This window comes from Actinophytocola xanthii, assembly GCF_001921205.1.
GTDB lineage: Bacteria > Actinomycetota > Actinomycetes > Mycobacteriales > Pseudonocardiaceae > Actinophytocola > Actinophytocola xanthii.
This window is the reverse complement of the sequence record NZ_MSIE01000073.1, coordinates 30,626-47,843: the sequence shown is the minus strand read 5'-3', so window position 1 is coordinate 47,843 and position 17,218 is coordinate 30,626. Positions and strand designations below refer to the sequence as shown.

Sequence of the window (17,218 nt, the reverse complement as noted above, 5' to 3'; positions counted from 1 at the left end):
ATCATGCACCATCACTCAGAAGAGCCATACGAGACACTGTCTAAGTGGGAAAACGTTATGTGGTTTGGGCCGTTTGCTGCGCAACGCTGCTCCGGGTGGACGGTGCGTTCTGGGTGACCAGCCAGTAGCGTCTTGCGCTGTCAGTGGCTAACCAACTCACGTTCGTCCGTGCGAAAGTCCCACCCCCTGCCATCGTCATGGGACCCAGCTCGGAGAGGGCCGAACGAGGGTTCTGGGTGGGCCCGTTGCGTTGGCGCGCGCGGGCCCCCCTACTCGTCATGCCTTTTTCCGTGTGGTGGCGGCGATGCCGGGGCTTTCCGAAGGGAATGACCCATGGCACAAACAGATCCCAGGGCGCCAACGACCGCCGAGACGTCGTGGTTCTGCTGTGGGGCCGCCTGGGGGCCCTGTGGTTCGGCCGGAGGCGGGGCCTGTGGCAACTGCCGGTCCGGCAGTCGGCACTGCGCCTGGCCCAACACCTCCGACAACTGCTTCGCGATCACCCGTCCGGACACCTGCGGCAACACGCTGCTGCGTCGCACCTGCGGGCACACCTTCTACGTCCAGCATCTGTGCGGCTCCACCGAGATCGCGGTGGCCATCGCCGACTGCGGGCCGCAGACCGACCTCTGGTGCGGCGAGCAGTCCTGCTGCTCCGGCAGCTGCGGCGAGGACCGGCTGCTCGACCTGACCCCGGCCGCGTACAGCGCGATCGGCAACCTGTCCAGCGGCATCATGCCCGTCACGATTCGGAGCTGACCAATGGATCCGTTGGGGCGTAGGCGTTTTCTCACCAGCGCGGTGCTGGGTACGACGGCGGCCGGTGTGGTCGGGGCGAGTGCGCTCGGCTCGTTCGCGCCGGAGGCGGCGGCGAGTCCCCGGCCGGCGCTCGACGTGGGGGCCGGCGAGCTGGACCCGAACTTCGTAGAGGGGCGGATCATCGGCATCACCAAGGGCCTGCTGCTCGTCACCAGCTCCGACCGGAGCATGCACCGGATCCACCTCACCGGGGCGACCAGCGTGTGGAAGCTGCGACCGACAACCTCGGACGCGGCGACGGTCGGCGACGGCCTCTACGCGCGCGGGGTGCGCATGCCCGACGGGACCCTGGCCGCCGACGCCGTCTGGCTGAACATCGTCAACCTCCAGGTGCACATCACCTCGATCGGCCGCTCGGTGCTGCACCTGGACCACCGCGGCGACCGGATCGTCGGCCACGTCGTCGCGGGCACCACGGCGGCCGTCTACAACAGCACGCCCGCGGTCAGCGACCTCTCGCTGCTGCAGGTGGGCAAGCACGCCCAGGTGGTCGGCGCGTGGCGCCCGGACACCAACGAGGTCGACCTGGCCACCGTGTACGCGGCGGCGTGATTCCACGCCCCGGGCCGCCGTGCCGGGCGGCCCGGGGCTCCCTCGTTCCCGGCTGGAGGACGTCGTGCTCGACTGGCTTGCGGGTGTGCAGCAGTTCCTGGTGGGTGGCGTGCTGGTCTGGGCCAGCACGGTGAAGCTCGGCACCGGCGCTCCGGCGGCCGCGCGCCGCTCGGCGTTGCGGCGGCTCGTCGGTGAGCGGTTCGCGGTGGTGGCGTACCGCGCGGTGGGGGTCGTCGAGCTGCTGCTGGGTGCTCTGCTGGTGCTCCCGCCCGCGGTCGTGGTCGAGGCGTACCTCGCGACGGCGCTCCTGGCCGGGATGCTCGGCTACCTCGCCTACGCCAGGCTGCGGGCTCCCGAATCGGGCTGCGGGTGCCTCGGCGACACGCAGGTCCCGGTTCGGGGCCGCGCCTTCGGCCGGGTCGGGTTCCTGCTCGTCGCCGCCGGCCTGGCCGGCTGGAGCACCGGCTGGTGGCCGCAACGGCCGCTCGCCGCGGTAGCGCTGCTCGTGCTGGAGGTGGCGGTCGTCGTCGCGCTGTCGCCCGAGCTGGACCGCCGCTGGCTCCTCCCGCTGCGCCGCTGGCGGGTGCGGATGAGCCACCCGCTCGGCTCGGTGCCGGCGATGGTGCCCCTAGAGTCCAGCGTCCAGCAGCTGGAGCGCAGCGACGCCTACCGCGCGGCGGTGAACCACCTGCGCTCGGACCTGCTGGACTCCTGGGAGGAGGGTGACTGGCGGCTGCTCACCTACGCCGCGGCCACCGCGGAGGGCCCGGCGACCGCGGTGTTCGCCGTGCCGCTGCGGGACTACCGCCCCGAGGAGATCCGGGTGGCCCTGGTGCCCGAACCGGAGCCGAGCCCGGTGTGAGCGGTCAGAGGAGCCAGCTCGCGAACAACGCCGGCGAGGCGGCGATCGCGCTGAACCGGACGAACCGTCCGAGCAGACCGGCCGACAGGAACGCCGACAGGCTCATCCTGGCCATCCCGGCCAGGACGGCGGTGGCCATGTACGGCGGCAGCCCGAGCAGCGAGCTCACCCCGTAGGTGCCGACCATCCACTTCGGGTGGCGGTGGCACTTCTCCCGCACGACCTCGAGCCAGCCGCGGATCCGCTTGGTCCGCAGCTGCCAGCGCACCCGGCGAGCGGTCACCGGCTTCGACCTGCGGTGCCGGCGGTGCATCCAGTGCGGCAGGTGCAGGTCGCCGCGGGCGGCGTAGTAGTACACGAGCTTCCCGCCCACCTGCCCGACCGCCACCACGGCCCCCAGCGCCAGCCACGGGATGTGCGGCTCCTGCATGACGAGCCCGACGAGGAAGATCTCGATGCTGATCAGGGGAATGAGCGCGGAGCCGAATGCGACACCCATGGTGAGGCACAGCCACGCAAGCACCAGTCCTACCCCTTGCACATCGACAACCCGATCGGCCGAACGGCCACCAGAGTATCTACTACTTGTACGTGTCGTCGGTCAGATCAGTTCGATACTGAGTGTTCCGGTCATCCTGACCTCCCTCAGCGGGCGGCCGCCGGCGTCCAACGTCCGCACCGTCCCGTCCCGCACCCACCTCGCCCGCTCGAAGAACCCGAGCGTCGCCTTGTCCGCCTCGGGGACCCAGGTGATGCCCCGGGTGGAGCCCGCGTCGCGCATGGCGCGGCCGGCCTCCGCCAGCAGCCGCCCGCCGTGGCCCCGGCGCCCCCAGCGGGGCTCCACGAGCAGCGTGCTGACCAGCGCGACCGTCTCCACGTCCTTGGCGGGGGAGCCCGCCGCGTCCGCCGTCTCGTCCTGCGGTGCGGGGCCGGCCGCGCAGAAGCCGACCAGGTACGGGCCCTCGACCGCGACGAACACCAGGGCGGGGCCCTGCTCGATGGTCTGTCGCCAGGTCAGCGCGGCCTGCTCGGCGTCGAGGCCCTCGAGCACGGCCTCGGGCAGCAGGTCGGCATAGGCGGTGCGCCAGGTGTCGAGCTGGATCCGCGCGATCTCCCCCGCGTCGGCGGGAACGGCGGGGCGCACGGTGGCTTCGGCCATGACCGCAACCTATACGCTTGGCGCTCGTGTCGAGCCTCGCCATCCCCGGCTACGAGATCATGGGCGTGCTCGGCAGGGGCGGGTTCGGCGTGGTCTACCGCGCACGCCACATCACGATCGACCGCGAGGTCGCGGTCAAGGTCGACACCCGGATCATCCTCGACGACCGGGACCAACGCCGGTTCCTGCGCGAGGTGCGGGCCGCCGGCCGGCTCTCCGGGCACCCGCACGTGGTCGAGATCCACGACGCCGGCGTGCTCCCCGACGCCCGTCCCTACCTGGTGATGGAGCTCTGCCCGGGCGGATCGCTCGCCGACCGCGTCCCGATGCCGCCGGGCGAGGTGGCCGAGATCGGCCAGCGGATCGCCGACGCCCTGGCCGCCGCGCACGACCTCGGCGTGCTGCACCGCGACATCAAGCCCGGCAACATCCTCGTCAAGCGGTACGGCACCGTGGGGCTGGCCGACTTCGGGCTGGCCGCCCTGGTCGAGGCCGGCCGGGACTCCTCGGTCACGCTCGCCGCGCTCACCCCCGCCTACGCCGCGCCCGAGGCGTTCCACCTGCATCCCCCGACGCCGCAGTCCGACGTCTACGCCCTGACCGCGACGCTCTACACGCTCATCGCCGGCTTCCCGCCACGGTTCCCGCGCGAGGGCGAGCTGAGCGTGCCCGAGATCGTGCGGCGCCACGACACGCCGGTGCTGGACCTGCCGGGTGTCTCGCCGGAGTTCATGGCGATCCTGCGCCGGGGCCTCGCCAAGGACCCCGCCCACCGCTACCCGGAGGCCGCGGCGCTACGCGCGGACCTGAGCCAGCTCACGGTCGGCGGCCTGGCCGGCCCACGCCACGCGGTCACCTCGGCGGTGACCACCGTCGCCATCCCGTCCACGCCCGCCCCGTCCACGCCCACGCCGCCTCCGCCCAGCGCCCTGTCCGCGCCGCCGTCCTCCGGGTCGTCACCACCTCCGCGCAAGCCCTCTTGGCGCCGCCGTCCGGCGCTGCTCGCCGCCGCCGCGCTCGCCACGGTCCTCGTGCTGCTCGCCGTCGGGTGGTTCGTACTCGACGGCCTGCAGCCGGACCAGCGCGCCGCCGACCGGTCGACCAGCCCGACCTCCGCCCCCACGTCCAGCCCACCCAACGCCGACGTCTTCGGCGTGCGCACCACGAGCGAGGGCTGCCCCGCGGCGCGGGTGAAGGGTGGCGAGGCGGCCTGCACCCGGCGGGCCGAGTGCTGGAGCGGCATGTTCGTCGTGCAGGGGGAGGTGCAGAACATCCGCACCCTGCCCTGCGAGCAGGGGCACCCCTTCGAGACGTTCGCGATCGCCGTCGTGCCCGGTGACGTGGCCGACCCCTACCAGGACGTGCTGGAGGCGCACCCGGTGGTGAAGAAGGTGTGCGCCAAGGAGGTCCTGGTGGCCTCCCGCTTCGGCGACGCGCTGGAGATCGCGCCCGAGCGCTGGGAGGTGTCGGTGCTGCCCCCGACCCCCGGCGACCGCGAGCAGGGCCGCGACAACGTCTACCGGTGCCTCGGCTCGATCACCGACGTCAACAGCGTCGCCGGCTCGGCCTTCCGCCCCCGGAACTAACCGCCGATCAGTTTTCGTCGGTGCCATGTGGGACGGTGACCCCATGACCGACACCAGGACCCACCCGCCGTGGTTGGCGTGGGCCGCGCTCGGGGTCGTCTACGTGGTGTGGGGGTCGACGTACCTGGCCATCCGCTTCAGCGTGGAGACGATGCCGGCGCTGCTGTCGGCCGGCTTCCGGTTCCTGGTGTCCGGCGCGCTGCTCTGCCTCGGGGTCCTGCTGTTCGCCGGCCCGCGTGCGTTCCGGATGACAAGGCCGCAGTTCGGCACCGCCGCGCTGGTCGGGTTCCTGCTCCCGGCCTGGGGCAACGGCCTGGTCGTCGTCGCCGAGCGCGACGTCGCCTCGGGCCTGGCCGCGCTGCTCGTGGCGAGCATCCCGCTCTACGTCGTCGTGCTGCGCCGGATCATCGGCCAGCGCCCCCCGCCGGTGACCCTGCTCGGGGTGGCGGTGGGCTTCGCCGGCCTGGTCGTCCTGCTGCTCGGCGGCCCCGTGGCCGGCGCGCACGGCTCGGCCTGGTTCGGCCCCTGGCTCGTGCTGCTGGCCGCGCTCGGCTGGGCCTGCGGCACGGTCGCCGGCTCCCGCCTACCGGTGCCCCCGAACCCGGTGACGTTCTCCGCCGTGGGCATGCTGATCGGCGGCGCGGTGCTGAGCGCCGGCGGCTGGGCGTCGGGGGAGTCGCTGAACCTGGCCGCCGTGAGCACCGAGTCCTGGCTCGGCTGGGCCTACTGCGTCGTGTTCGGCTCGATCGCGTTCAGCGCCTACGTCTACGCCCTTGGCCGCCTCCCGGTCTCGACCGTGGCCACCTACGCCTACGTGAACCCCGTGATCGCCGTCCTACTGGGAGTGTGGCTCGCCGGAGAGCGCTTCGGCCCAGCACAGCTGGCCGGGGGACTGATCGTGCTCGCCGCCGTGGTACTGGTGATCAGAGCCGAGGCCCGCGCAAGCACAGCAGCCACCTCCCCAGACCAGGCAACCGCTGCGCCAGCCATGCAAAAGCCGGGACGCACAGGAGCTAACTCCTTCGGGCGAGGTGAGGCCCGCGGCTGCGTGAGCGAGAGCGAAGGAGCGTCCACCGTCTGGACCGACGCAGCGCCCGCAGGCGCCCCAGGCGCCGAGGACGCGAAGGAAGGAAGACGGTGGTTAAGCGACTGAGCGAAGCGAACAATTTCACCGCCCGGCGGATCGCCTTAGCTGCGCAGGGTTTCGCGGATGCGCGGCCGGGGGGCGAGGTCACCCGGCGGCATCTGAGGCGGGTGCTGGACCGCGTGCGGCTGATCCAGCTGGACTCGGTGAACGTGGCGGTGCGCGCGCACTACATGCCGCTGTTCAGCCGGGTCGGGCCCTACCCGGCGGCGCTGGTCGACGACGCCGCCTGGGTGCACTCGGGCAGGCGGCCTCGGCTGCTCGTGGAGTACTGGGCGCACGAGGCGAGCCTGCTGCCCGTCGCGGACTGGCCGCTGTTCCGCTGGCGCATGCGGGACTACGAGGAGCGACTGGGCGTCCGCTACCGCTCCCTGCTGAAGGGCTCGCCGGGCCTGCTCGACGACGTGCTGGCCGCGGTCAAGGACCTCGGTCCGGTGGGCGCCGGCACGTTGGAGCAGGAGCTGGGCGTCGAGGGTGCCCGGGCCCGCGGCGGCTGGTGGAACCGCTCCTCGGTCAAGCACGCGTGCGAGTACCTGTTCGCGGTCGGGGAGCTGACCACGGGGACCCGCCGGGGCTTCCAGCGGCTCTACGACCTGCCGGAGCGGGTGCTGCCGCCGGAGGTGTACGCCACGCACGTCGCCGACGAGGACGCGATCCGGGAGCTGACCCGCCGGGCGGCCACCGCGCACGGCATCGCGACCGAGGCCGACCTGCGGGACTACTACCGGATCAGGCCGCCGGAGCGCAGCCGGCGGGCGGTGGCCGAGCTGGTCGAGGCGGGGGAGCTGGAGCCGGTCAGGGTCGAGGGCTGGGCGCAGCCGGCCTACCGGCACGTGGGGGCGCGTGCACCGCGGCGGGTGGCGGGGCGGGCTCTGCTGTCTCCGTTCGACCCGCTGATCTGGGAGCGGGCCCGGACCGAGCGGATCTTCGGCTTCCACTACCGGATCGAGATCTACGTTCCCGAGCCCAAGCGGGTCTTCGGCTACTACGTCTTCCCGTTCCTGCTCGACGGCGAGCTCGTGGGCCGGGTCGACCTCAAGGCCGACCGGGCCGCCGGCCTGCTGCGGGTGCGCGGTGCCTTCGCCGAGCCGGGCGTCCACACCCCGCGGGTGGCCGCGGAGCTGGCGGCGGAGCTCCAGGTGATGGCCGAGTGGCTCGAGCTGGACGCGGTGGTGGCCGAGGAGCGGGGGTCGCTCGCTCCCGCCCTGCGGGCTGTGCTGGCGTGAGCAGCCGGCCCGGGCGGCGCGTCCCACGCGCCGCCCGGGCCCGAACCCCCTCGGTCCGCCTTGGCTCAGTCGAGCGCGGTGGTCACCAGCGCCGAGCCCGAGCCGGTGCGGCCGCGGATGCGCAGCGGTGGCGCGGTCTCGGGTGGGGTGGTGGACAGGTCGAGGTCGCTGCGGGCCTCGCCGGAGCCGGAGGACAGGTCGATCTCGGCGCGGTTGCCCGGCCGGATCCCGATCCGGATCGCGCCCGAGCCGCTGTGCAGCTCGAGCTGGCCGGCGAGCGCGTTGGCGATGGTGAGGTTGCCGCTGCCGGTGCGGACCAGCACGTCACCGTCGACGGTGCCGAGCCAGACGTCGCCGCCGCCGGTCACCACGGTGCCGGCGCCGCCGACGGCGGCGATCTCGACGTCACCGCCGCCGGTTTTGACCCGAACGCCTTCGGTCATCGCGCCGAGGCGCACCACGCCGGAGCCGGAGTCGACCTTCGCGGTCCCGGTGGCCTGGTCGGTCTCGACCCGGCCGGTGCCGGTGCCCAGCTGTAGCCGCCCGGCGGACCCGGAGACGCGCAGGGCCCCGGAGCTGGACCTGGCCGAGACGTGGCTCCCGACCGGTGCCCGGACCGAGACCGCGACGCCGATGTTGCGCAGGTGCATGTCCTTGGGCGCACGCACGACGAGCCGGCCCGGTGTGTAGTCGATCCTGGTCTGGCGGACGGCCTCGGCGGTGAGGCTGCCCTCGGTGGGCTCGAGGTTGCCGAACTGGGTGCCGATCCAGCTCATCAGGCTGGACACCCCTTCGGCGAACGGGTGGGCCTCCCGGGAGTCGTGGCGCACCTCGACATGCACCCCCGGCTCCTCGACCAGCCGCACCTCGATGCGGCCGGCGCCGATGCCCAGGTCGAGCTCGACGGGCCCCTCGACCTCGAAGCTCTGCCGGCGGACCAGGTCCTCGGCCTCCACGCCGCCGAAGGCGTTTCCCTCGCTCATCGGCCTCACCCCTCGTACCAGCCGTGGACGCGGGAGGACGAGTCGCCACGGGGGCCCCTGCCCGCGTCGGGCCACTCGCCCCAGCCGCCCCACTCTCGGCCCCGGCCGCGGCCCTTGCCGTGCAGCGCGCCCTGGACGGCCTGCTGGACGAACGTGTTCAGCGAGACCCCCTGTGCGGCGGCCGCCTGCTCGGCCTTGCTCTTGAGCTGCTCGAACAGCCGCAGGGTCATCCGGCTCATGTCACCGCCCTCGTCCGGCGGGGGCAGCGGCGGCTCCTGCCGTGCCTCCTCGCGGGGCGCCCGGGTCGGAGTGACCACGACCTGCACGTCCCGGCCGTCGAGCCGAACCTCGACGACGTGGTCGTCCAGCGAGGCGGTCACCTCGGCGGCCAGGTCGGACAGCGCGTTCATCAGCGCCAGGCGGGCGGCGGGCTCCAGCGCGGCGGCCAGGACGGCGGCGGAGCGACGGGTGTTCTCGTCGCCGGCGGACGCGGCCGTGGTGAGGTCCTCCCGCAGCGAGGTGACGTACGGTGTGAGATCCATGATGTCACTATGACGTCATAAGTGACATCAGTCAAGCGACGGAGACGTCATCAGACACCAGCAATCAGACACCAGCAATGATGTCACGGGATGCGGTTTAGGCTGCGTGCCATGACCGAGACCGTCTCGCCCAAGGTGCAGCTCATCGCGAAGACCGAGTTCTTCCCGCCGGCCGACGTGCCGTGGTCCACCGACGCCGAGGGCGGCGAGGCGCTCGCCGAGTTCGCCGGCCGGGCCTGCTACCAGTCGTGGAAGAAGCCGAACCCGGCCACGGCGACCAACGCCGGGTACCTGCGGCACATCCTCGAGGTGGGGCACCTGTCGGTGCTCGAGCACGGCTCGGTCAGCTTCTACGTCTCCGGGATCTCCCGCTCGCTGACCCACGAGCTGATCCGCCACCGGCACTTCTCCTACTCGCAGCTCTCCCAGCGCTACGTCCCCGAGCGCGACGCGGCGATGGTCGAGCCGGAGGTGATCGCGGCCGACCCGGAGCTGCACGCGAAGTTCCTGGCGGCGACCGAGGCCAGCGTCGCCGCCTACACCGAGCTGCTCGCGGGGCTGGAGAAGCGGTTCGCCGACGTGCCGAACGCGACGCTGCGCCGCAAGCAGGCGCGCCAGGCCGCCCGTGCCGTGCTGCCCAACGCGACCGAGACCCGGATCGTGGTCACCGGCAACTACCGCGCCTGGCGCCACTTCGTGGCCATGCGCGCGAGCGAGCACGCGGACGTGGAGATCCGGGAGCTGGCCGTGGAGTGCCTGCGCCAGCTGCAGAAGGCGGCGCCGAACGTGTTCGACGACTTCGTCATCGGCACGCTGGCCGACGGCACCGAGGTCGCGTCCAGCCCGTTCGTGACCGAGGGCTGAGCCGGTGCGTCGCCTGGTGATCGAGGTCGCCCCGGCCGAGCACACCGTTCTCCGGCTGGCCGAGGGACAGCCGCCGCCGCCCGAGCTGTTCGGCCTCGGCGCGGGCGCGCTGGTGTCGGTGGTGAGCGCGGCGGACGGGGTGACCGTGGTCTGCCCGACCAGGAACGCGCCAGCCGCCGAGACCCGGGAGGACGGCTGGCGCGTGCTGTCGGTGCGCGGCCCGTTGGACTTCACGCTGACCGGCATCATGGCCGCCCTCGCCGGCGAGCTGGCGGCGGCGGGGGTGAGCCTGTTCGCCGTGTCCACCTACGACACCGACCACGTCCTGGTGAAGGCGACCGACCTGGAACGCGCGGTCAAGGCACTGCGTGAGGCCGGCCACGAGGTCGCCCCTCTGTAGGCGCCCCATTCGCGGCCCGCCGGTCTGGCGGGGCCCGGTCGCCGTCCCGCCCGAACTACGACTCCGCCGCGGTCACCGCGTCCGCGTCCGGTGCGAACTCCGCACGCACGCCGAGCAGGCGGACCGCGCGGTCGGCTCCGGTGCCCTCGCCGAACCAGGCCAGCACCTCCAGCGCGGCCCGCTCCAGCTCGTCGGCGTCGCTGGTCGGGCTGGGCAGCGTGGCGCTGCGGGTGTGGGTGAAGAACGGGGCGAACCGGACCTTCACCGCCACCCGCGCGGCCGGCCGGCCCTCCGCGACCACGTCCTCGGCGACCCGCCTGGCGAGGCCGGCGACCGCGGCGCGGATCTCCGCCGGTGAGGTCAGATCCTCCTGGAAGGTGGTCTCCCGACTGCGTGAGCGTGCCCGGTGCGGGGTCGGGCTGAGCTCGGTACCACCGGCGCCCAGCGCCAGGGTCCGATACCAGGGGCCCATCCTCGGGCCGAGCCGGTCGGCGAGGACCGCCGGGTCGGCCCCGGCCAGCTCGCGCACGGTCGTGAACCCCAGCTCGGTGAGCTTGGCCGCGGTCCTGCGACCGATGCCCCACAGCGCCCCGGTCGGCAGCTCACCCATCACCTCGAACCAGTTGTCCCTGGTCAGCCTGAAGATCCCGGCCGGCTTGGCGAAGCCGGTGGCGAGCTTGGCGCGCAGCGTGTTGTCCCCGATGCCGACCGAGCAGGACAGCCGGGTGCGCTCGAGCACGGTCCGCCGGACGTCCTCGGCCGTGCCCTCCGGGTCCTCGGTGGTGAGACCGAGGAAGGCCTCGTCCCAGCCCAGCACCTCCACCACGGCGTCGAACGTGCGCAGGGCCGCCATCACCTCGGCCGACGCCGCCTCGTAGGCGGGCGGGTCGTGCGGCAGGAACACCGCCTCCGGGCACCGGCGCGCCGCCACCCGCAGCGGCATGCCCGAGCCCACCCCGAACGCCCGGGCCTCGTAGGAGGCGGTGGCCACCACCCCGCGCCGGGTGGGGTCACCGGTGCCGCCGACCACGACCGGCAGCCCCCGCAGCTCCGGCCGGCGCAGCACCTCGACCGCGGCGATGAACTGGTCGAGATCGACGTGGAGGATCCAGGTCGGCATGACGCCAGTGTGGCGCGCAGTAGCATCCTGCGGGTGACCCACCAGCCAGAACAGACGGTGCGGCGCTCGCCGGAGCAGCAGCGCGTGATCGCCGGGCGCTACCTCGTCCTGCAGGAGATCGGTCGCGGCGGGATGGGCGTGGTGTGGCTCGCCGAGGACCGCACGATCGGGCGGCGGGTGGCGATCAAGGAGCTGCACCTACCCGACGGGGTGTCCGCCGAGGAGCGGCGGGTGCTCGAGGAGCGCGTGCTGCGGGAGGCGCGGGCGGCCGGGCGGCTGAACGACCCGGCGGTGGTGACGGTGTACGACGTCGTCCAGGAGGGCGGCACCACGTTCATCGTCATGGAGCTGATCTCGGCTCCGAACCTCGCCGACGTGGTGGCCCGACAGGGCCCGCTGCCCCAGGACGCCGTGGTCCGGCTGGCCGAGCAGCTGCTCTCGGCGCTGGAGAGCGCCCACGCCGCGGGGATCGTCCACCGGGACGTGAAGCCGAGCAACATCATGGCGTTGCCGAACGGTCGGGTGAAGCTCGCCGACTTCGGCATCGCGCAGGCCGCGGACGACCCCCGGCTGACCACCAGCGGTGTGCTGGTCGGCTCGCCGACCTACATCGCCCCGGAGCGGATCCGCGGGGCCGAGGCCGACGCCGGGTCGGACCTGTGGGCTCTGGCGGCCGTGCTGTTCTTCGCCGTGGAGGGGCGGTCGCCGTTCGAGCGCGCGTCCACCGCGGCGACCATGCACGCCATCCTCAACGAGGTGCCGTACCTGACCCGCTGCCAGGGGCCGCTCGCCTCGGCGATCATGGGGCTGCTCAACCCCGTCCCCGCCGCACGGCCGACCGCCGCCCAGGTCCGGGCGCTGCTCGCCCAGACCACCGCCACCCCGCCCGGCGGCACGCCCGGGGCCGGCCCGGCGACGATGGCCTACGCCGGGCCCGGGGCCACCCGGTTCACGACCGTCCCGAGCCCTCCGGCGCCGAACCGTCGCCGCTGGCTGGCCGCGGCCTTCGTGGCAGTGCTCGTCGCCGGGCTGGCCGGCGGCTGGTTCGGCGGCCGGGCGGTGCTGGCCGACGAGGAGCCCGCCGATCCGGCCAAGGGGGCGACGATGACCTACGGGCGCGAGGGCGAGGTCGAGGAGTTCGCGATCGGTGACTACGGGTGCTCGGCGGCTCCGCTGCGGGCCGGGAGCCGCTACCCGTCGAGCGCGTCCACCGACTGCGCCGGGCCGCACGAGTTCGAGGCCGTGGAGCTCGACCCGTTCGCCAACCTCGAGCTCGAGTACCCCAGCGGGGAGCTGCTGCGGCGCTTCGCCGAGGCGACCTGCGCGATGCTGTTCGCCAGTGAGGTCACCGCCTCGGACAAGGAGCGGACGCTGACCTACGTCACGCTCGTGCCCACGAAGGGCTCCTGGGACGACCAGGTCGACGACGACAGCGAGAACGGCGGGGACCGCGCCATCTGGTGCGTGGTCAACAGCCGCGACGGGAGCCAGCTGGACGAACCGCAGCTGGGCCAGGAGTGATCGACTCGCGGGTAGGCTTTCCCGCATGACCGTTTCCGCCGACGAGCGCGCGGCGCTGGCCGAGCTGTTCACCGAGGTGGGGCCGGACGCGCCGACCCTGTGCACCGGGTGGCAGACCCGCGACCTCGCCGCACACCTCGTGCTCCGCGAGCGCCGCCCGGACGCGGCGCCGGGGATCGTGGTCCCCGCGCTCGCCGGGTACACCAAGCGCGTCCAGGACGACTTTGCCCGCCGTCCCTGGGCAGAGCTGGTCGAGCTGGTCCGCACCGGGCCGCCCGCGCTGTCGCCGACCCGGATCCCGGCGGTGGACCGGCTGGTCAACTCGGTGGAGCTGTTCGTCCACCACGAGGACGTGCGCCGGGCCCAGCCTGGCTGGGAGCCGCGTCCGCCCGACCCCGGCAGGGACGCCGCGGCCTGGGCCGGGGTCACCCGTGCCGGCCGCCTGACCCTGCGCCGCAGTACGGTCGGCATCGTGCTGCGCCGCCCGGACGGCACCGAGGCCGTCGTGCGCCGCGGCCCGAACACCGTCCTGGTCACCGGCGAGCCCGGTGAGCTGCTGCTCTGGGCGTTCGGCCGCGAGCAGGTCCGGCTCGACTTCGAGGGCGAGCAGGCCGCGCTGGGCGTGGTCAAGGGACTGCGCCGGAGCCTGTGAGGCGCGGGGTAGCGTCTTGGTCATGAACACGTGTCCGACCGCCAGACCGGGGCGGCCGTTCGGCCAGGTGCTGACCGCGATGGTGAGCCCCTTCGACGCGAGTGGGAAGGTCGACCTGGACGCCGCGCAGCGCCTCGCGGCCCACCTGGTCGACCTGGGCAACGACGGCCTCGTGGTCAACGGCACCACCGGCGAGTCGCCGACCACCAGCGACGCGGAGAAGGCCGAGCTGGTGCGGGCGGTCGTGGACGCCGTGGGGGAGCGGGCGACGGTCGTCGCCTCGGTCGGCACCTACGACACCACGCACTCGGTGCACCTGGCCCGGGAGGCCGAGCAGGCGGGGGCGCACGGGCTGCTCGTGGTCACGCCGTACTACTCGCGCCCGCCCCAGGCCGGGCTGCTCGCCCACTTCACCGCGGTCGCCGACGCCACCGCGCTACCCAACATGCTCTACGACATCCCGCCCCGCTCGGTGGTGCCGATCGAGGTCGACACGCTGCGGCGGCTCGCCGAGCACCCGCGGATCCAGGCGGTCAAGGACGCCAAGGGCGACCTGTTCGCCGGCAGCGAGGTCATCTCCAGTACCGACCTCGCCTACTACTCCGGCGACGACGCGCTCAACCTGCCGTGGCTCTCGGTCGGCGCCGTCGGCTTCGTCAGCGTGATCGGGCACGTGGTCGCCGGACGGCTGCGGCGCCTGCTCGGGACCTACGAGAGCGGCGATGTCAGCACGGCCCGTACCGTGCACCGCGGCCTGCTCCCGGTGTGCCGGGCCCAGGGCCGGGTCGGTGGCGTGATCTTCGTCAAGGCCGCGCTCCGCCTGCGCGGGTATGACGCCGGCGAGCCCCGGCTGCCGCTGCCGCCAGCCACCGAGCAGCAGGTCGCGCTGATCGCCAGCGATCTGGCCGACGCCGGGGTGCCGCTGACCGACGCCCCGCCCTCGAGCGTGGCCGCCGCCCGGGTGGCCCACGCCGACGCCGCGGCGGCCTACGTCGCGACCACCACCCACACCAGCGCCGGGCAGGTCCACCAGTGACCTACGGGCAGTTGGCGCCCCCGGGCGCGTTGGCCGACGGCGGCCTCCGGATCGTCGCACTGGGCGGGATCGGCGAGATCGGCCGCAACATGACGGTGTTCGAGTACGGCGGGCGGCTGCTCGTCGTGGACTGCGGCGTGCTGTTTCCCGAGGACCAGCAGCCCGGAGTGGACCTGATCCTCCCCGACTTCCGGGCGATCGAGCCGCGGCTGGACGACATCGACGCGATCGTGCTGACCCACGGGCACGAGGACCACATCGGCGCGGTGCCGTTCCTGCTGCGCCACCGCCCCGACCTGCCGGTCGTCGGCTCCCGGTTCACCCTCGCGCTGGTCGCGGCCAAATGCCGGGAGCACCGGCTGACCCCGCGCCTGGTCGAGGTGGCCGAGGGCGGTCGGGTCGGGTTCGGCGAGTTCGACTGCGAGTTCTTCGCGGTCAACCACTCGATTCCGGACGCGCTGGCCGTGGCCATCCGCACCCCGGCCGGGCTCGTGCTGCACACCGGCGACATCAAGCTGGACCAGCTGCCGCTGGACGGCCGGCTCACCGACCTCGCCGGGTTCTCCCGGCTGGGCGACGAGGGCGTCGACCTGTTCCTGGTCGACTCCACCAACGCCGAGGTACCGGGCTTCGTCATGGCGGAGCGGGAGATCGGCCCGGTGCTGGACAACGTGATCAGCCGGGCCGGGCAGCGGGTGATCGTGGCCTGCTTCGCCAGCCACGTGCACCGCGTCCAGCAGGTGCTGGACGTGGCGATCGCGCACGACCGGCGGGTCGCGCTGGTCGGCCGGTCGATGGTGCGCAACATGGGCATCGCCGCCGAGCTGGGCCTGCTGCGGGTGCCGGACGGCCTGCTGGTGGACCTCGCCGAGGCGATGGAGCTGCCGGAGCACCAGGTCCTGTTCGTCTCCACCGGCTCCCAGGGTGAGCCGCTCTCGGCGCTGTCCCGGATGGCCCGCGGCGAGCACCGGCAGATCCGCATCCGCCCCGGTGACACGGTCGTTCTGGCCAGCTCGATGATCCCGGGCAACGAGACCGCGGTGTTCGGCGTCGTGAACGGGCTCGCCCGGCTCGGCGCCTCGGTCGTGCACCAGGGCAACGCCAAGGTGCACGTGTCCGGGCACGCCTCGGCCGGCGAGCTGCTGTTCCTCTACAACGCGGTCCGGCCGTCGAACGTGATGCCGGTGCACGGGGAGTGGCGGCACCTGCGGGCGAACGCGGCGCTCGCCGTGGCGACCGGGGTGCCCGCGGAGAACGTGGTGCTGGCCGAGGACGGGGTCGTCGTGGACCTGGTCGACGGCCGCGCGAGCATCGTCGGCCGGGTCGAGGTGGGGCACGTCTACGTCGACGGCCTCTCGGTCGGCGACGTGGGCGAGTCGACCCTGTCCGACCGGTTGATCCTGGGCGAGGGCGGCTTCATCGCGATCACGGTGGCCGTCGACTCGACGACCGGCCGCCCGCTGGGGCCGCCGACGATCTCCGGTCGCGGTTTCTCCGACGATCCCAAGGCGCTCGACGAGGTCATGTCGCTGGTGGAGATGGAGCTCTCGCACACCGAGAGCGAGGGCATCACCGACACGCACCGGATCGCCCAGTCGGTTCGGCGGGTGGTCGGCCGGTGGGTGGCCGACACCTACCGCCGCCGCCCGATGATCGTGCCGACGGTCATCCCGGTCTGACCGCCGGCTGACCGACCGCCTCAGTCGCCCGGGTGCTCCCCGGTCTCGAGCCGGGTCTCGGCCGGGGGCACCCGGGCGGAGGCGAGCTGGACGATCGTCGCGCCGCCGAGCAGGACGACGGCGCCCGCCACCTGGACGAGGGTGAGCTTCTGGTCCAGCAGCAGCCACGCCAGCGAGGTCGCGACGACCGGCTCGACCAGGGCGAGCACGCTGGCCACGTTCGCCGGCAGGTGCGCCAGCGAGCTGATCGAGAACAGGTAGGCCAGTGCCGTGCTGACGACGGCGCAGGCCACCAGCAGCACCCACGCCGGCAACCGCCAGCCGCCGAGCCCCACCTCCGCGGCCAGCCGGTCACCCGGCAGTGCCCACGGCGGGGCGATGACCGCCATCGCCACCGCGCCGACGACCATGCCCCAGGTGACCATGCCGAGCGGGTTCAGCGTGGTCATCCCGTGCTCGCCGAGCAGGAAGTACGCGGCGGCGCAGAGGGCGGCACCCACCCCGGCGAGCAGGCCGAGGGTGTCCAGCCGCAGTCCCTGCCAGACCTGCGCGACCATCGCGAGCCCGGTCAGCGCGAGCACCGTGCCGATCCACATCCGGGCCGGCAGGACCGTACGGCGGACGAACCGCACCCACAGCGCCACCAGGATCGGCGAGGTGAACTCCAGCAGCATCGCGATGCCGATCGGGATCCGCGACACCGCCGCGAAGTAGAGCAGCTGCACGGCGGCCACCCCGACCAGCCCGTAGCCGGCCAGCAGCCGCAGGTCGGTCCGGCGTACCCGCAACAGCGACGGCCGCGTGAGCCCGACGACGACGAGCAGCACGAGCGCGGCCAGACCGATGCGGACGCCGGCCACCTGTTGGGGGCTCAGGCCGGCGTCCATCACCGGCTTGGCGAGCACGCCCGAGGTGCCGAAGCAGCACGAGGCCAGCACGATGAGAACGGTCCCCCTGCGCCTAACCAGCGTTTGAGAGTCGGTAGTAACGTGCAGGTCCGGTTCGGCTGCTCCAGTCGCGGTCATGTGGGCGGATACCCCTCTCTTCCAGTAACTACTCCAGCGGAAGGCTAT

Annotated in this window: 18 protein-coding genes; 12 read left to right on the top strand and 6 right to left on the bottom strand. The window is 73.3% G+C overall.

What is annotated here, in order from left to right:
- Positions 1–333: 333 nt before the first annotated feature.
- The 3 genes from BU204_RS31360 (at position 334) to BU204_RS31350 (ending at position 2,233) form a co-directional block, all read left to right on the top strand.
- Positions 334–759 (top strand): hypothetical protein, encoded by a 426-nt coding sequence (locus BU204_RS31360; RefSeq protein ID WP_075129405.1) that lies wholly within the window; start codon positions 334–336, stop codon positions 757–759.
- 3 nt (positions 760–762) lie between these two features.
- Positions 763–1,371 carry a cell wall protein gene (locus BU204_RS31355; protein WP_075129404.1) on the top strand — a complete coding sequence of 203 codons (609 nt, stop codon included), beginning with the start codon at positions 763–765 and terminating at the stop codon, positions 1,369–1,371.
- 64 nt (positions 1,372–1,435) lie between these two features.
- Positions 1,436–2,233, top strand: coding sequence for a MauE/DoxX family redox-associated membrane protein (locus tag BU204_RS31350; protein ID WP_075129403.1), 798 nt, complete (start codon positions 1,436–1,438; stop codon positions 2,231–2,233).
- Positions 2,234–2,237: 4 nt separating this feature from the next.
- Here the strand turns inward: BU204_RS31350 and BU204_RS31345 are convergent, their stop codons facing one another.
- Both BU204_RS31345 and BU204_RS31340 read right to left on the bottom strand, forming a co-directional pair.
- Positions 2,238–2,756, bottom strand: coding sequence for a YqaA family protein (locus BU204_RS31345; protein ID WP_143229887.1), 519 nt, complete (start codon positions 2,754–2,756; stop codon positions 2,238–2,240).
- A 78-nt stretch (positions 2,757–2,834) separates the two neighbouring features.
- Positions 2,835–3,392 carry a GNAT family N-acetyltransferase gene (locus BU204_RS31340; protein WP_075129402.1) on the bottom strand — a complete coding sequence of 186 codons (558 nt, stop codon included), beginning with the start codon at positions 3,390–3,392 and terminating at the stop codon, positions 2,835–2,837.
- 26 nt (positions 3,393–3,418) lie between these two features.
- Between BU204_RS31340 and BU204_RS31335 the strand changes: the two genes are divergently transcribed.
- The 3 genes from BU204_RS31335 to BU204_RS31325 are packed head-to-tail and all read left to right on the top strand — an operon-like array spanning position 3,419 to position 7,348.
- Positions 3,419–4,978: a serine/threonine-protein kinase gene (locus BU204_RS31335; protein WP_198943054.1), complete on the top strand. Its 1,560-nt coding sequence runs from the start codon at positions 3,419–3,421 to the stop codon at positions 4,976–4,978.
- 43 nt (positions 4,979–5,021) lie between these two features.
- A complete protein-coding gene (locus tag BU204_RS31330) occupies positions 5,022–6,131 on the top strand; it encodes an EamA family transporter (RefSeq protein WP_233160805.1) in 1,110 nt (369 codons plus the stop codon).
- On the top strand, positions 6,128–7,348 hold the full coding sequence (locus BU204_RS31325; RefSeq protein WP_269844675.1) for a winged helix-turn-helix domain-containing protein: 1,221 nt from the start codon (positions 6,128–6,130) through the stop codon (positions 7,346–7,348). The genes BU204_RS31330 and BU204_RS31325 overlap by 4 nt, the downstream gene beginning before the upstream one ends.
- A gap of 65 nt (positions 7,349–7,413) precedes the next feature.
- On the opposite strand, the gene BU204_RS31320 is transcribed toward BU204_RS31325, so the two are convergent.
- Together BU204_RS31320 and BU204_RS31315 are read right to left on the bottom strand one after the other, a co-directional pair.
- Positions 7,414–8,331 (bottom strand): DUF4097 family beta strand repeat-containing protein, encoded by a 918-nt coding sequence (locus BU204_RS31320; RefSeq protein WP_075129399.1) that lies wholly within the window; start codon positions 8,329–8,331, stop codon positions 7,414–7,416.
- A gap of 5 nt (positions 8,332–8,336) precedes the next feature.
- The gene (locus BU204_RS31315; RefSeq protein WP_075129398.1) at positions 8,337–8,873 is read right to left on the bottom strand and encodes a toxin-antitoxin system HicB family antitoxin; all 537 of its coding nucleotides are present in this window, start codon (positions 8,871–8,873) and stop codon (positions 8,337–8,339) included.
- A 111-nt stretch (positions 8,874–8,984) separates the two neighbouring features.
- Here BU204_RS31315 and thyX point away from each other — a divergent pair, with 111 nt between their 5' ends.
- Together thyX and BU204_RS31305 are read left to right on the top strand one after the other, a co-directional pair.
- Positions 8,985–9,737, top strand: coding sequence for an FAD-dependent thymidylate synthase (gene thyX, locus BU204_RS31310; protein ID WP_075129397.1), 753 nt, complete (start codon positions 8,985–8,987; stop codon positions 9,735–9,737).
- Positions 9,738–9,741: 4 nt separating this feature from the next.
- Positions 9,742–10,137, top strand: a complete 396-nt coding sequence (locus BU204_RS31305) for an ACT domain-containing protein (protein ID WP_075129396.1) — start codon at positions 9,742–9,744, stop codon at positions 10,135–10,137.
- Positions 10,138–10,192: 55 nt separating this feature from the next.
- Here BU204_RS31305 and BU204_RS31300 read toward each other — a convergent pair whose 3' ends face one another.
- Positions 10,193–11,257: a DNA polymerase IV gene (locus BU204_RS31300; protein ID WP_075129395.1), complete on the bottom strand. Its 1,065-nt coding sequence runs from the start codon at positions 11,255–11,257 to the stop codon at positions 10,193–10,195.
- A gap of 33 nt (positions 11,258–11,290) precedes the next feature.
- On the opposite strand from BU204_RS31300, the gene BU204_RS31295 reads away from it, so the two are divergent.
- The 4 genes from BU204_RS31295 to BU204_RS31280 are packed head-to-tail and all read left to right on the top strand — an operon-like array spanning position 11,291 to position 16,145.
- On the top strand, positions 11,291–12,778 hold the full coding sequence (locus BU204_RS31295; RefSeq protein WP_233160803.1) for a serine/threonine-protein kinase: 1,488 nt from the start codon (positions 11,291–11,293) through the stop codon (positions 12,776–12,778).
- Positions 12,779–12,803: 25 nt separating this feature from the next.
- A complete protein-coding gene (locus tag BU204_RS31290; RefSeq protein WP_075129394.1) occupies positions 12,804–13,430 on the top strand; it encodes a TIGR03085 family metal-binding protein in 627 nt (208 codons plus the stop codon).
- Positions 13,431–13,452: 22 nt separating this feature from the next.
- Complete coding sequence (gene dapA / locus BU204_RS31285) at positions 13,453–14,466, top strand: 4-hydroxy-tetrahydrodipicolinate synthase (protein ID WP_075129393.1); 1,014 nt, start codon at positions 13,453–13,455, stop codon at positions 14,464–14,466.
- A complete protein-coding gene (locus tag BU204_RS31280; RefSeq protein ID WP_075129392.1) occupies positions 14,463–16,145 on the top strand; it encodes a ribonuclease J in 1,683 nt (560 codons plus the stop codon). The genes dapA and BU204_RS31280 overlap by 4 nt, the downstream gene beginning before the upstream one ends.
- A 20-nt stretch (positions 16,146–16,165) precedes the next feature.
- Here BU204_RS31280 and BU204_RS31275 read toward each other — a convergent pair whose 3' ends face one another.
- The gene (locus tag BU204_RS31275) at positions 16,166–17,170 is read right to left on the bottom strand and encodes an EamA family transporter (protein WP_075129391.1); all 1,005 of its coding nucleotides are present in this window, start codon (positions 17,168–17,170) and stop codon (positions 16,166–16,168) included.
- Positions 17,171–17,218 lie beyond the last annotated feature (48 nt).